Genomic DNA, 16,931 nt, shown 5'->3' with positions numbered 1-16,931 from the left:
GATCCGGCCACGATGAGCGCCGCGCGTACCCGCACGCGATTCGGCATTCTCGCGCTGCTCTCGATCGGCACGATGATCAATTACCTCGATCGCAGCGTGGCCGGCGTTGCCGCTCCCGCGATGAGTCACGATCTGGGGCTGACGCCCGCGCTGATGGGCGTGATTTTCTCCGCGTTTTCGTGGACTTATACCGCTTCGCAGATTCCCGGCGGCCTGTTACTCGATCGAATCGGCACGCGCTGGACGTATTTTTTCGCGCTGACCCTGTGGTCGTTTTTCACCGGCTTGCAGGGACTTGCGACGGGGTTCGTCTCGCTGATCATCATGCGTCTTTTGATCGGCGCGGCCGAAGCGCCGTGCTTTCCCACGAATAGCCGCGTCGTGGCGATCTGGTTTCCGCAAAGCGAGCGCGCGCGAGCCACAGGCGTCTACACCTTCGCCGAATATGTGGGCCTTGCGTTCCTGAGCCCGCTGCTGTTCTGGCTCGAACAACGCTACGGCTGGCGTGCGCTGTTTGGCATGGTCGGTGCGGTTGGGGTGGCGTTCGGCGCGGTGTGGCTGATGCGCTTTCACGAGCCGCATCAGTCGAAACGGGCCAATCGTGCGGAACTCGACCATATCGCGAGCGGCGGTGGCGTGATCGACGGCAGCCAGGAAGTGACGCGCTTTCGCTGGTCGGACGTGGGCGCGTTGCTGCGCCATCGCAGCATGTTCGGCATCTGCATCGGCCAGTTCGCCTGCAACTCGACCAATGTGTTTTTCCTCACGTGGTTTCCGACCTATCTCGCCACCGAGCGGCATATGCCGTGGCTGAAGGTGGGCATCGTCGCCGTGCTGCCGTTTATTGCGGCTTCGGTGGGCACGCTGTCCGGCGGCTGGATCTCCGACGCCATGCTGCGCCGTGGCGTTTCGCTGAACTGGGCGCGCAAGCTGCCGGTGATCTCCGGGCTGCTGCTGGCGGCGACGATCGCAGCGGCGAATTACGTCGATTCGACGGCCGCGGTCATCGCCATTCTTTGCGTGGCGTACTTTGCGCAGGGCATGTCGGCGCTCGCCTGGATGATTGTTTCCGATATCGCGCCGAAGGGTCTGCTCGGCCTGAGCGGCGGCATCTTCAATCTGTTCGCGAATGCCGCTGGCATCGTCACGCCGCTGGTGATCGGCTTGATCGTCAACGCAACAGGATCGTTTGTCTACGCACTCGCATTCATTTCGGCCGTCACGCTGATGGGCGCGCTCTCGTACCTCTTCGTGGTCGGGGACATCAAACGGATTGTTCTCGATCCACTCGCGAATTCCCGCACTTGAACTTCAAAGGAAATGTTAGCCATGAGTCACACTCTCGACGGCCAGGTCGCTATCGTCACGGGCGCCGCGCGCGGCATCGGGCTGGGTATTGCGCGCCAGCTCAAGGCGGATGGCGCACGCGTCGTAGTCTGGGATCTCGATACCGCGGGTTGCGATGCAAAGCGTCTGGGCTTTACGCCCGATCATCTGGAATCCGTCGATGTTTCGTCGTACGAATCGGTTGAGCGCGCCTTCGAATCGACGGTTGCAGCGCTGGGGCGTGTGGACATTCTCGTCAACAACGCGGGTATCAACGGGCCGGTGGCGCCGAGCTGGGAATATCCGCTCGACGCCTGGAATCGGGTGCTGGCCGTCGATCTGAACAGCGTGTTTTATACCTGCCGCGTGGCGGTGCCGCATATGCGCAAGCACGGCGGCGGACGCATTCTCAATGTCGCGTCGATTGCGGGTAAAGAAGGCGTGCAATTCATTTCGGCGTATTCGGCGGCGAAGGCGGGCGTGATCGCATTTACCAAATCGGCGGCTAAAGAACTGGCGCACGACAACGTGCTGATCAATTGCATCGCGCCGGCCATGGTCGAAACGGAACTGTTCCGCGAAATGTCGGACGAGCATATCGTCGCGAGCAAGGCGAAAATTCCGCTGGGCCGTTTCCTGCAGATCGAAGAAGTGGGCCGCATGGTGAGCTGGGTGGTCAGCCCCGCATGCAGCTTTACCACCGGCTTCACCTTCGACCTCACGGGCGGGAGGGCCACGTATTGAAACCGGCCGAACCGCTTGCCCGCCCGCTGGCCGCCGCGCATTTAACGGCGCTAGACCATGCGCCCACGCAATGGGTGCGTCTTGCGGCTCGCGCCGGATTCAGTGGCGTGGGGCTGCGGCTCTATCCGGCTGCGCCTGGCGGGGTGGCTTATCCGATCATCGCAGGCAGTGCGGCGCAACGCGAGTTGCGCGATGTGCTGAGCGGCGAGGGCGTTGGTGTTTTCGATGTCGAATTCGTACCGGTCGTGCCCGAACTCGATCCCGCTTCCTTGCTGCCGTTGTTCGAAACGGCGGCGTCGGTGGGCGCATGTTGTGTGAGCGTATCGGGCGACGACCCTGACGAAGCACGTCTTGCGGAGAAACTCGCCGCGCTTGCGCAATTGGCAAAACCATTCGGGCTGCGCATCGATCTGGAATTCATGCGCTGGCGGCATGTCGGTACGCTCGCGCAGGCGCGCGCTGCGATCGAGCGAGCGGCTCAACCCAATCTTGCGGTGCTAATCGACGCCCTGCATCTGTCTCGCGCGGGCGGCACGCCCGACGACGTTGCAGCCATGCCGCCTGAAGTGGCAGGGTTCGCGCAGCTTTGCGACGCACCCGCAAGCCTGCCCGCCAACGACGAGGAAGCGATACGCGAGGCCCGCACCGCACGCCTTGCGCCCGGCGACGGCGCCTTGCCGCTCGATGCTCTGTTGCGGGCGTTGCCGCGAACGTTGCCGCTGAGCGTCGAAATGCCGATGCCATCATTGCATCCGCAAGCGCGGATTGAACTGGCTTATCGCAGCGCGCGACGCGTGGTGGATCGCGCAAGCGTTGCTGCAAGTGTTTGAAGAGGAAAACAACTCATGTCCGTATTTGACGACGACAAGATCGACTGCCATTGTCACGTGTTCGATCCCCTGCGCTTTCCGTATCGCGAGGACACGGTTTATCGGCCGGCGCAGCAGGAAGTCGGCACGCCGGACCAGTTCGTGCGCGTGATGGATGCCTATGGCGTGCGCCATGCGTTGCTGGTCGGCCCGACGAGCGGCTATCGCACCGACAATCGCTGCATGCTCGACACCATCGAATCGTGGGAAGGGCGCTTTCGCGGCGTGGCCGTGGTCGACCACACGATCGCGCGTGGCGAACTGGCCGCAATGCAGCGCGCCGGTGTAGTGGGCGTGGCGCTCAATGCCGCGATGGAGGGGCTCGATGCGGTGCGCAACGCGGGACCGCTTTTGGCCTTGCTCGCGGATCTCGGCATGATTGCGCAGGTGCAGGTGGAGGGCGACCAGATGAGCGCGCTGGGACCGTGGCTCGCGAATCAGCCTGCGCAGATCGTGGTCGATCATTGCGGCCGCCCGCATAGCGCGGATGGCATCGGCCAGGCGGGTTTCGACGCACTGCTGCGGCTTGCGGATAGCGGCCGGGCGAGTGTGAAACTCTCGGGCTGGCAGAAATATTCGCGCGGCTCGCATCCTTATGAGGACACCTGGCCGTATGCCCATGCACTGCTGCGCGCATTCGGGCCCGAGCAGTGCATGTGGGGCTCGGACTGGCCATTTCTGCGCGCGCCCGAGCGGCTCGATTATGGCCCGCTGCTGACGCTGTTCGAGGCCATCGTGCCCGACCCGGTCGTCAGGCGTCAGATTCAATGGGACACGCCGCGACGGCTATTTGGTTTCGACACGCCGCTGCGCGCGGGCACGTCCAATGCAAACGTCGATCATGCGTTGCGCAAAGACAGTTCGAACGCCTTACACTGCACTATCGATGGGCCGTCCGTTTGATTGAATGCCGGCGTTGGCGCGCGATCCGGCAAAGGAGAATGCAGCATGACCGCTCCACTGCATCCGGTGATTACCGTGTTCGAACGCTCGCCGGATCGCGGCAAGGGACTGGCGCGGGACATGCGGGTGCGCTGGGCGCTGGAAGAAACCGGTCAGGCGTATGAGGTCCGCCTGGTCTCGTTCAGTGCGATGAAAGAGCCCGCGCATCGCGCGCTGCATCCTTTCGGGCAGATTCCCACTTATGAACAAGGCACGCTGGCCTTGTTCGAGTCGGGCGCGATTGTGTACCACATCGCCGCCTCGCATGCCGGCTTGTTGCCCGACGATGCGCAGGCGAGGGCACGCGCGATTACCTGGATGTTCGCCGCGCTCAATACGGTCGAGCCGCCTGTTCTCGATCTGCAGACGATCCGCTTTCAGGAGCGCGATAGAAGCTGGTATGCGGAGCGTCTGCCGCTTGTCGAAGAGCGCATTCGCCAGCGCTTGAGCGATCTTGCCGATCGGCTGGGTAGCGCGGATTGGCTCGATGGCGCGTTCAGCGCGGGCGATCTGTTGATGGTGTCGGTATTGCTGAGATTGAAGGCTTCAGGTTTGCTCGATGAATTTTCAAATCTCGCCGCTTATGTTGCGCGCGGCGAAGCGCGGCCTGCGTATCGACGCGCCTTTGCGGCGCAACTGGCGCTTTTCAATCGCGGTGAATCCGGCGCTTGAAACTGCGCCGGTTTTCTTTGGAAAGACTCCGCGGATTTCAGGAACGCATCATTCGCGCCGTGCCCGAAACGCGGATCGAACTGCCCGCTTCCGGCGTAATTTCGGCGCGCAGAAGCGAGCGCATACCCATATCCTCGCCCTGAACGATTTCGATCGTTCCTTCATGCGGCCACTGAAATCAGTTCGCCGCTGCGCCACGCTTCGACGGTAATGGCGGTTTGATTGAGGACGAGTGGAAATATACCATCGCCATGTTTAAGCGCCAGCGCTGCGCCGAGAGCAATGGTTGCGTGACCGCAGAACGGCACTTTGGCGGTGGGCGGCTGCATTTCATCGTCTGCCGGGAGTTGCGAGCGCGCAGCCGTTTCGCGACTCGCCGTCAATCCGCGATCTGTCGATTAGGTGGCGTGTCAGAAAATTTTGTCAAACATCAAGCGTGCACTGCGTTTTTATGCGCGTCGGTTGTATTCCGAGTTTTTCGGAAGTTACTTATTCCCTCTGCCGGCGGAGTTCGGATGATTGTCGTTAAGGCGATGTTTAAGGCGCCTTAACGAGCGCTCACATTGCTGTAAAACGATGCGCCCGAACCGATTTTAAATGTCGACGGAGGCTCGCTTATGTCAAGACAAGTAGATTTGCGATTTACCTTTCAGGTTGCCAGTGGTGTCGCTTTCGACGTCGTGAGTTTTGAGCATGAAGAAGGCGTTTCGGAAGGTTATAAACTTGCGATTGATCTTGTTAGTACCAACCCGGGGATAGAGTTCGGCAAGATTTTAGACCAGCCTGCCGTTCTAACGATCTACCAGGACGATAAACCCGTGCGTTACGTGCATGGCATCGTTAGCCAGTTTGCACAGGGCGATACGGGCTTTCGGCGCACGCGATACAGAGCTGTAGTTGAACCGATGCTCGCTAGCGCCGGACTTTGCTCCGACTGGCGGATTACGCAACGAAAATCCGTTCCCCAGATTCTTGAGGAGCGGATCAAGGAACTCGGCATTACCAATTTCGAGCAGCGTATCTACGGTGAACACCTGACGCGTGAATATTGTGTGCAACATGGAGAAACCACGCTCGATTTTATTAACCGCGTCGCCGCAGAAGAGGGCGTGTATTCTGCCTACCGCCATACTGCCGATGGGCACCGCCTTATCATGGGTGACCGAATCATTGTGCATGGGGCGATCTCCGGTGCCGTGGTCTACAACGCGACATCCGGCGGCGAACAAGGAGAACCGTGCATCTGGGCAATGCGCTACGGCGAACAGGTAAGGACTAGCCGAGTTGTACAGAGGGATTATTTCTTCCGCAATCCGCGATATAACCTGCAACACAGCAGCGATGGGGCGCACCTGGCGCATCAGGGGCGCAACTACGAAAAATATCAATTTCCTGGACGTTTTAAGTTCGATTCCGCCGGACGACCTTTTACGTTGACCCGGCAACTGGCGGAACGCCACGATGCCCAGATGGCGACAATCAAGGGTGACGACGCGCGCATCACCCCCGGAACAGCTTTTACGCTGGAAGGGCATCCACGTGACGAATGGAACCGTAACTGGCGTCCTGTGCGCATCGTTCACACGGGCACGCAATATGTGAGTGTGGAAGAAGAAGCCGCTGGTGCCGCGCATGGCACAACATACAGCTATATCGCCGAAATTATTCCCGATGATGTGGAATGGAAAGCGCCGCTTCTTCCTAAGCCAGTTATTGATGGTCCTCAGATCGCGACTGTAACCGGCCCGGTTGGTGAAGAAATTCACTGTGACGAATGGGGCCGCGTGGTGGTGCAGTTCCCTTGGGACAGACGAGGCAATAGCGACGAACACAGTTCGTGCTGGATACGTGTGGCTCAAAACTGGGCTGGTGCGGCGTGGGGAAATCTGGCAATCCCGCGCATTGGTCAGGAGGTCATTGTCGCCTGGGTCGATGGTGATTGTGACCAACCGATGATTATCGGTCGAAGCTATAACGCCTTGAATCTACCGCCTTATGAGTTACCGTGTCACAAGACACGCATGACGATCAGGAGCCAGACACATAAGGGCGATGGTTTTAACGAACTACGCTTCGAAGACGAAGCTGGACAGGAAGAAGTCTATATCCATGCACAGAAGGACCGGAGCATCCACGTCAACCACGACGAATCTACTTTCGTAGGCAATGACCGCATTGAAAATGTGGAACATGACGAGGCTTTCGATATTGGCCACGACCGCGCAGAGAGCGTAGCTAACGACGAGCGGGTGAACATCGGTCACAACCGCTCGCACACCCTTGGCGAGGACGACATACTGAATGTTCAGCGCAATCACGCGATCAATGTCGGTAAGGACCGCGTTGAGAAGGTAGGAAACCACCGCAAAGACCAAACGACGGCCAATCACATTATTGATGTGGGCGGGAACGTCGAGGCAATGGTCCAGGGTCATTGCAGGATAAATGCAGGCCAGAGCATAGAAAGGCAGACACAGCATTACGAACTAAATGCCAGTCAGAAGTTGGTTATACGCGGTCCGGGCGGAACGATAACGCTCGATTCTGGCGGCATCACCCTGGAAGCTCTTGAGATCAAACTTAAGGGGCCGATGACGCAAACCAGCGGCACCGGGAATGCCATCTCGTTTGACGGTAATCCGCTGCCAGGCATTCCCTCTGACGATCTCTCCATCATGGGTCTCCTTTCCGATTAACATTCATCCAGGTGTCAATCTATGCTTGTTAGCCTGCCTTTTATCACTAGTGTCAATGAAGATAATTCGACTGACGGTAATACCCTCGGAGAAATAACCGGGCAAGGTGCATTTCCTCTGAGTTCGCAATTTGGCTGGCATGGTGGCATGCATTTTCAGGCGCCGGGCAATCCGGATTCACCTGAATCGGTTCGCGCCATGGCGGATGGAACGGTTGTGTTCGCGCGTGACAGTGCGGAAATTCCGGATCACGCAGAAGACCCCGACGTGCTGGAAGCGAATCCCCTGTTGTACTACAAGGGATGGACTAGTAACGGCGTAGTTATTATTCGCCACGATACGGAAATTGGCGATGATGTGAAGGTCACGTTTTATTCTATCTATCAGCACCTGCATAAGCGCGCGACGCGAAAGAAGAAGGTCCGGACGACCGATAGTCATGGTCACGCCCACAACACCGTTCAGGACGTTCCCCTTGATTGCGGCGATAAGGTTTATCGCAAGGAATCGATCGGACAGGCCGGTGTCATTTACGGCCAGATCAATCGCATTCACGTCGAGTGTGTCGCGGATGCTGCCAACGTCGCCGCGTTGATGGGGCGCAACCAGGGTCAATTTACCCAGACCCGAAAAACGTGTGTATGGGGTGCATCGCATATTACGGTGCCAGCGGGAACGTTGTGCTATTCGAAAGACCCACGAGAGGAAACGCTCAAATACACGGTGCGGCTTTTCAGTACCTCAACGCCCACCAGCAATGAAACGCTTGCAAGTGTTGCCGCGCAATTCTGTACCACGCCAGAAAAAATAACCCAATTAAATGCAGATGCGATCGCTCGCTTGAGGCAGCACGACCCGCATCTAACGAACTGGTTTGCGGCGATCTGTGGTTCGTACCAGAACATGATGGGTCTGCCTGCACCCAACGATCCGGCGCGTACATTGATCGTTCCTGCGATCTGGGGGGATGGTCCTGTTCCGGCAGACGTATCGCCGCAACTCTGGGCGACGTGGCAGGTTGCTTCGTCAGGAAGGACTGCGGCGCCGATTATTGTTTCGATCAGCGAGGACAGTGGCCGTTTTACTCTCACAGCGCGCGATCTCACTGGCAAGGTGCAGGGTAGTACGACAGAGGATAGCTATGGTCTGTACGATCGCGCGATGGCCGAATATCCCGGCTGCGCAAGCGCCGGATATGAATTGCTGCGCCTGGGTCGCGTACTTGGACCCGATGCACTCGCGGCCAGCGATCAGTATCGCGGGCATGTTCCGCACATGCGCAAGGTGCGGATTAACGGCAAGGATGTGTTTATCGATTTGAACGTGCCGGGGGTGAAGGTTTGCAGCGACGCTGACTTTCCGGACTGGCAGGGCTGGACATTTATCGATGACGATACGGACGGCAATAGCCGATGCGATTCCGGAAAATTGATCGAGTTGATCCTTTCACAGATGCCGCAGCAAGCGGCGCCGACCGCGACGCCTCAAAGCGCGGATGCCGTAGCGCGTCAGCGTCTGCAACAGGCGGTGCTGGGGACGCATAGCGAAGCTGTTCGTGAGCGTTTGAAGCGCTGCGTTGTAAAGATGCCCACCGAATGGGCCCGTGATGATTTCGATCAGCGCTGGGGTTGGGTAATGAACAACCCGGAGGATTTGCCCGCTAATGTGCTGTTAGCAATGTGCATGAGTCCCGATGCATACGCAAGATTCAAACGTCATCACGCGGCACTGGCGTTCTGGGAGGATGCGCGGGCGGCTGGCTTGCAGCTTGACAAGGTGCACTATCACGTTCATCCGCGAGTTTTTGTGGAGACGTTCAGGAAGTGTCGGTGGTTAAGTGAAGGGGAGCTAACGCAGATGTTGCCGATGCATACACTACGAAAAACGGGAGTTAATACTTTTGTCCATGAAATTGTTAGTCTCAATCAGTTCCGTCTCGATACTATTCGCGCCAATAGAACTGAACTGAACAAAGCGCTGAGGAAATATGGAATTTCTTCCAGTCCGTTAAGAATGGCCGCATTCTTCGGCAACGCTGCGCAGGAGACGCAATGGTTCCAGAAGTTGCGTGAGAACGATACCGCGAGATATTACTGGCCGTGGGACGGGCGTGGTTTTTTACAACTCACTAATCCGGAAAATTACATTAAATACTGGAGGTTTCGGGGGAGAGTTATTTCTGATGACTTTAAGAATCAAATGCGCGATGCCACCAAAGCGGCAAAGATCAGTCAATCTAATTTAGGTATGCAAGACGTTCACTATCCTGGTCTGACGGAACAGATGCGCAAGTGGCGAGAGGATGTATCAGACAATAAAATTGATGCTGCAGATAGCGCTTGCGCATATTGGGCTTGGTCTGGCACGGCAACGTTTGCCGATCAAACTCCCAGCTTTGTACGACACATGCTGACCGCAGGCGGTCAGCCACGCAACTACTACAGCAGCGAATGCTTTGGTCAAGTAGCGGCGACGGTCAACTTTGGAAGTCCTACAACCAATCCGGCTTCCATCTCGCTCGTTTATGGAATTCTTGCGCGTTATCAAAGTTATGTGAACGCGCTGTTTGTATTGGACGACTATCGTCTATTTCCAAATACGCAAGGGTTGGGAGAGGTTCCCGATGATTTTGAGAGGAGAACGCTATGATAAGTAGGTTTTTTATCGTAAGTATATTTACTATTGTGACCACGATTTTGTGGGCGAAGACCCCGGAAAATATTAAAGCAATCGAGAAAGAAATTACGGTTGCTGGATGTCGTTTCAAGATGATTGATCGATACAATGGAACTTTGACGGTGTATGAGGAGCAAAATAATGCCAATTATCATGCTGTTGTAAACCCCACCGCACGGCGGACATTCGATACTTGGATACAGTTTAGTTGTGAGAGCGCCGCAGACGCCAAGACTATTTCCCTGCTCAGTGGTATGAGGATGACGCCTAAGGGCTGGGCCATCGATCCGCAATCTGGATATCCTGCTATCAAAGGCGCACACACGAAATTCCATGCGTTGCACGGCAAAGGTTGGCATGGTGGCGGTGTTTCAATGGATGATACAGACGGCGACGAAACTCGACGTGTCCGGGGATACGGCTTTTGCATCATTCATGAGCAGGTGGCACTATGCGGGACTGTACGGCACGTTGGGTATCTGCAGCATCTGAATGAATCGGTTCTGCCCCAGGTAATAAAAATGCTCAATTCGATCGAGTTTGTCGATGATCCGAGCGCGACACCAGCACGGCCTGTTTCGTCGCCTTGACGTTGAACCGTCAGTCCAGCTATGCACGTTATCGATGTTATGTGAACGCGCTATTTGCGCTCGACGAATACCGTTTAATTCCTAAATCTCAAGGACAAGACGAGATTCCTGACGATTTCAAAAAAAAGGGCGCTATGATCAAGCAGATTCTGTCTGGTTGTGCAATTTGCATTCTAGCAATGATTTCGTGGGCGAATTCATCTGTAAAGAATGAAGCGGTGAAACGAGAAGTCTCCTTTGAGGCATGCCATTTCAGAATGAACGATCCATATGGTGGAACGCTAACGGCGATGGATGGTGATAAGGTTGCCAATTACTATGCGACCATCAACCCGAAAGCTTCGCATTTGTTTGATACGTGGATACAGTTCAGTTGTCGAAGCGCAACAGACACTAAGGCATTTTCCGAACTTGCGGGGATAAGGATGACGTCAAGAGGATGGGCAATTGATCCACAGTCTGGCTACCCCGATATCAAGGGGACGCACACAACATTCCATTCGCTGCACGGTAAAGGGTGGAATGGTGGGGGAGTTACCATGGATGATACGAACGGTGATGAAGTGCGACGAATCCGTACTTATGGATTTTGTATCTCTCATGAGCAGATTGCACTGTGCGGGATGGTGCAGCACGTCGGCTATCTGCAGCATCTGAACGAATCGGTTTTGCCCCAGGTAATAAAAATGCTCAATTCGATCGAGTTCGTTGATGATCCGAGTATGGAATCAGCAAATTCTCTATCGTCGCTTTGATGCTCAATCATCAGCCCTGTTTCAGCGGGTCTCTTCATTTGCACGCAATCAAAGTTATGTGAGTGTCCCGTTCGCTCTGGATGAATATTGTCTATTTCCGGATACGCAAAAGCAGGGCGAAATTCCTGACGATTTTGAAAAGAGGACGCTGTGATCAAGAAAATTCTGGCTGGGATGGCTGCTTTTGGCATATCAACGGTTTTGTGTGCAAAATCTCCTGAAAATATTAAATATTTTACAAAGGAAGCAAAATTTTCAGAGTGCCATTTCAAAATTACTGATCCCTACAGCGGAACTTTGACGGTTTATGAAGATCAAGGTACCGCCTATTATAATGTCGATATTAATAAGAAAGTACGGCGACCTTTTGAGACGCGAATGCAGTTTAGTTGTGAAAGCGCGACGGACGAAAAGACCATTTCTCAGCTTGCTGGAATGAAGAAAACAAATAGAGGTTGGGCCATTGATCAACAATCTGGCTACACCAAAATCAAGGGCGCGCACACGACATTCTATTCCCTAAAAGGAAAAGGTTGGAGAGGCGGTGGTGTTTCGATGGATGATATAAATGGTGACGAGGGGCAGCGAAATCGTGTATATACATTTTGCATTATTCATCAACAGGTCGCGCTTTGCGGAGCCGTGTCGCGTGTAGCCTATCTAAAGCATTTGAATGAATCTGTTCTTCCGCAAGTGATAAAAATTCTTAATTCCATCGAATTTATTGACGATCTGAGTGTGACAACGGTAAGCCCTGTTGCATCACTGTAATGTATAACCGTCCTCCCCGTCTCTGCGGAGAAGACAGTAGAACATTGTCAAAGTTATGTGGACGCGCTGCCCGTATCAGATGACTATCGTCTATTTTCCCATGCGCAGAGCAGGGAGAAATTCCTGATGATTTCGAGAAGAGGGCGCTATGATCAAGCAGATTTTGGTTGGTTGTGCAATTTGCAATCTGGCGATGCCTTCGTGGGCTAATTCAATTGTTCATACTGAAACAGTAAAGAGGGAAGTGTCCGTCAAAGCATGCCATTTCAGAATGAGTGATCCATATGGCGGGACGTTGACGGAAAACGCGGATGAAAAACTTGCCAACTACAATGCGATCATTAACCCGAAAGCACGGCGTCCCTTCGAAACGTGGATATCGTTCAGTTGTTGGGGTGCCACCGACACTAGCGTGATTTCTCGGCTCGCCGGTATGAGGATGACAGATAAGGGCTGGGCCATTGATCCACAATCGGGCTACATGTCTTTCAAGAAAGCGCACACGACGTTCCATTCGCTGCACGGCGAAGATTGGATGGGGGGTGGTGTTTCGATGGATGATATAAACGGCGACGAAGTGCGGCGAACCCGTGCTTATACCTTTTGCATCATTCACGATCAGATTTCTCTGTGCGGGGCGGTGCGCTATGTTGCTTATCTGCAGCATTTGAATGAATCGGTCTTGCCGCAGGTAATAAAAATGCTCAATTCGATCGAGTTTGTCGATGATCCGAGTGCGGCATCAGCACATTCTGTATCGTCGCCTTGATCTTCGGTCGTCAGTCCGGCTTCGGCAGGGCTCCTCATGCGTTCAGTTAGACCCACCTGATTCACACGAATCGCACGATTGTCTATCGCCCAGATTCCAGCGCTATCATACGAATCCACACGGAGGCCCCAATGAACGCCAAATGCCAATGCGGTCAACTCTCTGCTGCCTTAACAGGTGCGAGCACAACGGTTATCGCTTGCCATTGCAGCGCTTGCCAGCGGCGTACCGGATCGCCGTTTGGCGTATTGGCCTATTACCCGAGCGAGTCCGTCGAGATCACCGGCACCGCAACGCGCTATGAGCGGTCAACGCTCACCGGCGGAATATTCGAAACGTTTTTCTGCCCTGTCTGCGGATCGACCGTTTATGCACGCGCGTGGAAAAATCCCGCATTGATTGGGATCGCGGTTGGGGCAATCTGCGATCCTTCCTACCCGGCGCCCATGTGGTCGGTTTGGGAAGAAGGCAAGCACGATTGGGTTGAAATTCCCGCGCCAGGCGGGCACTTTCCACAGGGCCGCACCTAACCCGCTCCCGGCGAACCGGGAGGGCATTTAGAAATTAAAATCGTCGTATCAATAAACCGGAAGCGAGCGAAGCGGATATCTATTGATCCGGCGTTGCCGAACTAACGTCGACTGTGGGCGCTATGGCAACCGTACTCTGCACCGGAGCAACAGGACTGTCCTGACTTTGATGAGTCGCTGTGCCGGGGCTAACAGCGTGTTGAATGGCCGGCGTGGCCACATACGGGACGAAAGCGGCAACGGCCACCATGATCACGAAGGCAAACATGAGTTTCACCTGTCGGTCGGATTGAGGGGCCTCCCCGGGCGCAGTGACATGTCGTTTATTCGCTCCATATTTGGCCTGATCGTCAGTATTCTCGACGATTGCGGTATGGAATTAAATTGAGTTTTATTTGAAAGTAAAGTATAGCGAGCAAGATAATTAAAACAAGATTAAATATTCGGACAATGCTCATATGTTTTTAATTTAATAATCAGTCATTTCTGTATTTGTCGGAGTAAAGAAACTTCGCGAGCGCACGGTATCCGTGTTTCTGGTCGGTTATGCTGATCGCTCCCTAAAGTGACCAGCGACCCACGACCCACCCTCGCTCAGCCCATGCGCAAGCCCGCCCATCCCGACGCACTCGCCTCGCATATCCACGCGCGCTCGCTGCGCTACTTCGATGCCATCCGTCGATATCGTTCGATTCGCGAAGCCGCGCGGCAACTCCATGTCGCTTCTTCCGCGGTCAATCGCCAGCTGTTGAAGCTCGAAGCCGAAGTCGGCACGCCGCTGTTCGAGCGCTTGCCGGGCGGCCTTGCGCTCACCGCCGCCGGCGAAGCGTTCGCGCGTCACGTCATTACCGTGCTGCAGGACGCGCGCCGCTTCGACAGCGAGATGGACGCCTTGCGCGGCATCCGGCGCGGCGAAATCTCGGTCGTGACCGTCGAAGGCCTGAACACCAGTCTGCTGCCCGACGTGGTGGAGCGCATGCTCACGCGCTATCCGGGCATCCGCTTTCACGTGCACACGGCCGGTTCGGCGGCCATCCGGCGCATGATTCTCGATGGCGATGCCGATCTGGGCCTGGCGTTCTCGCTGCCGCACACCGGCGACCTGCAGCAACTCGCCGTCGGCCGCTTCCAGTTGGGCGCGATCGTCGCGCCCGGTCACGCGCTTGCCGCCGAATCGAGCGTGACGTTCGCGCAATGCGCGCGCTTTCCGCTGCTGCTCGGCAACGCGCGGCTGTCGATCGGCGGGCTGCTCGAACCGCTGATCCGCCGCTACGCCAAGCCGCTCGACACCGTGCTCGAAAGCGATTCGATCGAGTTGATGCGGCGCCTCGCCGCGCGCGGGCACGGCGTGGGTTTCCAGACACGCTTGGGCCTCGAAAACGATTTCGCCGATGGCTTGCTGCTGCACATTCCGCTGCGCTCGCCGCGTCCGCTGGTCTCCGAACTCGGCGCCTACGCGCGCGCCGGCCGCACCATGACACCGGCGCTGGACGCATTCGTGCGCCTGCTCGCCGAAGCGATCGCACAACGCGAGCAGGACGAGCCCATCGTTTAACGTCTTGAAGTCGATCACAGACGCGGCTGTTTCCAGCCGCCACCTGCGCACGCACGGGCCGATGCCGAAACGGCATCACCATGCGCGCTTTTCTGTGCTTTTTTGAGCACCCCGGCGCCGCTAGACTTGGCTGAAATCCTTCTGCAAGGAATGCGCATGTCAGCCAGCTTGCCCAACCACGCGTCCTTCGATGCGCTCGATGTCCCCACGGCCACGCTGCCCGTCATCGACATCGGCGGGCTGTTTTCGGCGCACGCTGAAGATCGCGCGCGCGTTGGCGCGGCGCTGCACGCGGCCTGTGCCGACAAAGGCTTCTTCTACATCGCGAATCATGGCGTGCCGCCAACGCTGATCGAGGCCGCGCGCCGCGAGTCCGAACGCTTCTTCGCGCTCGGCGATGCCGAGAAACGCCGCATCGACAAGGCGCTTTCGCCATGCAATCGCGGCTACGAGCCGCTGCGCGCTCAGGTGCTGGAAGCGGGCACGCCGCCGGACCTGAAAGAAGGCTTCTATATCGGCAACGAACTGGCCGCCGATCATCCGCTTGTGCTCGCGCGCGCCTTCAATTGCGGGCCGAACCAGTGGCCCACGCATTCGGCGGCGTTTCGCCCCGCGATGCAGGCGTATTTCGACGCGCTCTACGCGCTTTCGAAGCGTCTCACGCGCGGCCTTGCGCTGGCGCTCGATCTTGCCGAAGACTATTTCGACGGCTTTTGCGCCGACGCCATGGCCACGTTGCGTCTGCTGCACTATCCGCCGCAACCGGCCGGCGCGTTGCCGGGCCAGAAAGGCTGCGGCGCGCACACCGATTTCGGCTGTCTCACGCTGCTCTGGCAGGACGGGCACGGCGGCCTGCAAGTCGAAGACGGCGAGACCTGGATTCACGTGCCGCCGCTGCCGGGCACGTTCGTCGTCAATCTCGGCGATCTGATCGCGCGCTGGACCAACGACCGCTACCGCTCGACGCTGCATCGCGTCGTCAATATCTCGGGGCAGGAGCGCTATTCGATGCCGTTTTTCTTCACCGGTCGCCCGGACTATCTCGTCACCTGCATCACGGCGACGCCGGGCGAGGCGGGCAAGTACGCGCCGATCACCGTCGGCGATCATCTGCAGGCCTGCTACCGGAGGACCTACGGATGACGCGCGCGGCCGGCATGCTGCTGATCCACGGCGCGTGGCAGGGCGCGTGGGCGTGGGACGCGTGGCTCGCGCCGATGCGTGCGCGCGGCTGGCATCCGCACGCCATCGATCTGCCCGGCAACGGCGCCGATCTTGCACAAGACGGTGCACACGCCGCCGCGCCTGGCGATATCACGCTCGACACTTATGTCGATGCCGTGCGCGCGGAACTCGATGCGTTCGACGGCCCGTGCGTGATCGTCGCGCATAGCGGCGCGGGCGTGATCGCCTCGCAGGTCGCGGAAATCATGCCCGGGCGCGTGGCGGCCATTGTCTACGTGGCCGGCATGATGCTGCCTTCCGGCATGGGCTACGGCGATCTTGTCGAAGCCGCGCGCGCGGAGGTCGAGAACGCGAGCGGTATCGCGCCGTATCTCGTCTGGAGCGACGACGCCCGCGTGTCGAGCGTGCCCGCCGAGGCCGCGCTCGACATCTTCCTGCACGATTGCCCGCCCGAAGCCGCCCGCCGCGCCGCCAGTCTGCTGACGCCGCAGGCCGAAGGCGGTCGCGCGCTCGTCGCGACCTTGAGCGCGGCGCGTTTTGGCAGCGTGCCGCGCGTCTATGTGGAGGCGCGGCGCGACCGCTCGGTGCTGCTGCCCTTGCAGCGGCGCATGCAGGCGCTCGTGCCCGGCGCCCTGGTGCGCTCGATCGACTGCGGGCACGTTCCGCAACTGGCCCAGCCTGAAGCACTCGCGCAGATCGTCTGCGAAGCGCTCGACGGGCTGGGCATCACGCATGACAAGTTCTCTGCTGCACGATCCGGTCTCTAACCTCGCGCCCTGAATGGAACGCTCACATGACGACGCCCGCTATTTCCGCCGCTTCCCGTTTTAGCGCAATGCCTACGTTTGCCC

16 protein-coding genes are annotated in these 16,931 nt (G+C 57.3%); 15 read left to right on the top strand and 1 reads right to left on the bottom strand.

The window, feature by feature from the left end; all coding sequences use genetic code 11:
* Window positions 1-12: 12 nt before the first annotated feature.
* Genes G3N59_RS08245 through G3N59_RS08225 form a run of 5 tightly spaced genes read left to right on the top strand, consistent with a single transcriptional unit; the run spans window position 13 to window position 4,553 of the window.
* The gene (locus tag G3N59_RS08245; protein ID WP_241023292.1) at window positions 13-1,308 is read left to right on the top strand and encodes an MFS transporter; all 1,296 of its coding nucleotides are present in this window, start codon (window positions 13-15) and stop codon (window positions 1,306-1,308) included.
* 21 nt (window positions 1,309-1,329) lie between these two features.
* Window positions 1,330-2,070 (top strand): SDR family NAD(P)-dependent oxidoreductase, encoded by a 741-nt coding sequence (locus G3N59_RS08240; protein WP_205982068.1) that lies wholly within the window; start codon window positions 1,330-1,332, stop codon window positions 2,068-2,070.
* Entirely contained in the window at window positions 2,067-2,900 is an 834-nt protein-coding gene (locus G3N59_RS08235; RefSeq protein WP_241023265.1) for a sugar phosphate isomerase/epimerase, read from the top strand. Before G3N59_RS08240 ends, G3N59_RS08235 begins: the two co-directional genes overlap by 4 nt.
* A 15-nt stretch (window positions 2,901-2,915) precedes the next feature.
* Window positions 2,916-3,842: an amidohydrolase family protein gene (locus G3N59_RS08230; RefSeq protein WP_205982066.1), complete on the top strand. Its 927-nt coding sequence runs from the start codon at window positions 2,916-2,918 to the stop codon at window positions 3,840-3,842.
* A gap of 45 nt (window positions 3,843-3,887) precedes the next feature.
* Window positions 3,888-4,553 (top strand): glutathione S-transferase family protein, encoded by a 666-nt coding sequence (locus tag G3N59_RS08225; protein WP_205982065.1) that lies wholly within the window; start codon window positions 3,888-3,890, stop codon window positions 4,551-4,553.
* A gap of 161 nt (window positions 4,554-4,714) precedes the next feature.
* On the opposite strand, the gene G3N59_RS36925 is transcribed toward G3N59_RS08225, so the two are convergent.
* Window positions 4,715-4,882: a PhzF family phenazine biosynthesis protein gene (locus tag G3N59_RS36925; protein WP_241023264.1), complete on the bottom strand. Its 168-nt coding sequence runs from the start codon at window positions 4,880-4,882 to the stop codon at window positions 4,715-4,717.
* A gap of 288 nt (window positions 4,883-5,170) precedes the next feature.
* Here G3N59_RS36925 and tssI point away from each other — a divergent pair, with 288 nt between their 5' ends.
* The 10 genes from tssI (at window position 5,171) to G3N59_RS08170 (ending at window position 16,847) form a co-directional block, all read left to right on the top strand.
* Window positions 5,171-7,249, top strand: a complete 2,079-nt coding sequence (tssI, locus tag G3N59_RS08215; protein ID WP_205982064.1) for a type VI secretion system tip protein TssI/VgrG — start codon at window positions 5,171-5,173, stop codon at window positions 7,247-7,249.
* Window positions 7,250-7,270: 21 nt separating this feature from the next.
* A complete protein-coding gene (locus tag G3N59_RS08210; protein WP_205982063.1) occupies window positions 7,271-9,898 on the top strand; it encodes a M23 family metallopeptidase in 2,628 nt (875 codons plus the stop codon).
* Window positions 9,895-10,515: a hypothetical protein gene (locus tag G3N59_RS08205; protein WP_205982062.1), complete on the top strand. Its 621-nt coding sequence runs from the start codon at window positions 9,895-9,897 to the stop codon at window positions 10,513-10,515. The genes G3N59_RS08210 and G3N59_RS08205 overlap by 4 nt, the downstream gene beginning before the upstream one ends.
* Window positions 10,516-10,556: 41 nt before the next feature.
* Window positions 10,557-11,270, top strand: coding sequence for a hypothetical protein (locus G3N59_RS08200; protein ID WP_205982061.1), 714 nt, complete (start codon window positions 10,557-10,559; stop codon window positions 11,268-11,270).
* A 150-nt stretch (window positions 11,271-11,420) separates the two neighbouring features.
* Window positions 11,421-12,041, top strand: coding sequence for a hypothetical protein (locus tag G3N59_RS08195; RefSeq protein WP_205982060.1), 621 nt, complete (start codon window positions 11,421-11,423; stop codon window positions 12,039-12,041).
* 148 nt (window positions 12,042-12,189) lie between these two features.
* Window positions 12,190-12,810: a hypothetical protein gene (locus G3N59_RS08190; RefSeq protein ID WP_205982059.1), complete on the top strand. Its 621-nt coding sequence runs from the start codon at window positions 12,190-12,192 to the stop codon at window positions 12,808-12,810.
* A gap of 131 nt (window positions 12,811-12,941) precedes the next feature.
* Window positions 12,942-13,340: a GFA family protein gene (locus tag G3N59_RS08185; protein ID WP_205982058.1), complete on the top strand. Its 399-nt coding sequence runs from the start codon at window positions 12,942-12,944 to the stop codon at window positions 13,338-13,340.
* Window positions 13,341-13,941: 601 nt separating this feature from the next.
* Window positions 13,942-14,895: a LysR family transcriptional regulator gene (locus G3N59_RS08180; RefSeq protein ID WP_205982057.1), complete on the top strand. Its 954-nt coding sequence runs from the start codon at window positions 13,942-13,944 to the stop codon at window positions 14,893-14,895.
* A gap of 156 nt (window positions 14,896-15,051) precedes the next feature.
* The gene (locus G3N59_RS08175; protein ID WP_205982056.1) at window positions 15,052-16,038 is read left to right on the top strand and encodes an isopenicillin N synthase family oxygenase; all 987 of its coding nucleotides are present in this window, start codon (window positions 15,052-15,054) and stop codon (window positions 16,036-16,038) included.
* Window positions 16,035-16,847, top strand: coding sequence for an alpha/beta hydrolase (locus G3N59_RS08170; RefSeq protein ID WP_205982055.1), 813 nt, complete (start codon window positions 16,035-16,037; stop codon window positions 16,845-16,847). The genes G3N59_RS08175 and G3N59_RS08170 overlap by 4 nt, the downstream gene beginning before the upstream one ends.
* Window positions 16,848-16,931: the final 84 nt, after the last annotated feature.

This window comes from Paraburkholderia sp. Ac-20340, assembly GCF_017104965.1.
Taxonomy (GTDB): Bacteria; Pseudomonadota; Gammaproteobacteria; order Burkholderiales; family Burkholderiaceae; genus Paraburkholderia.
Note: the sequence above shows the minus strand (reverse complement) of the source record. Positions and strands in the feature narration are given on the sequence as shown.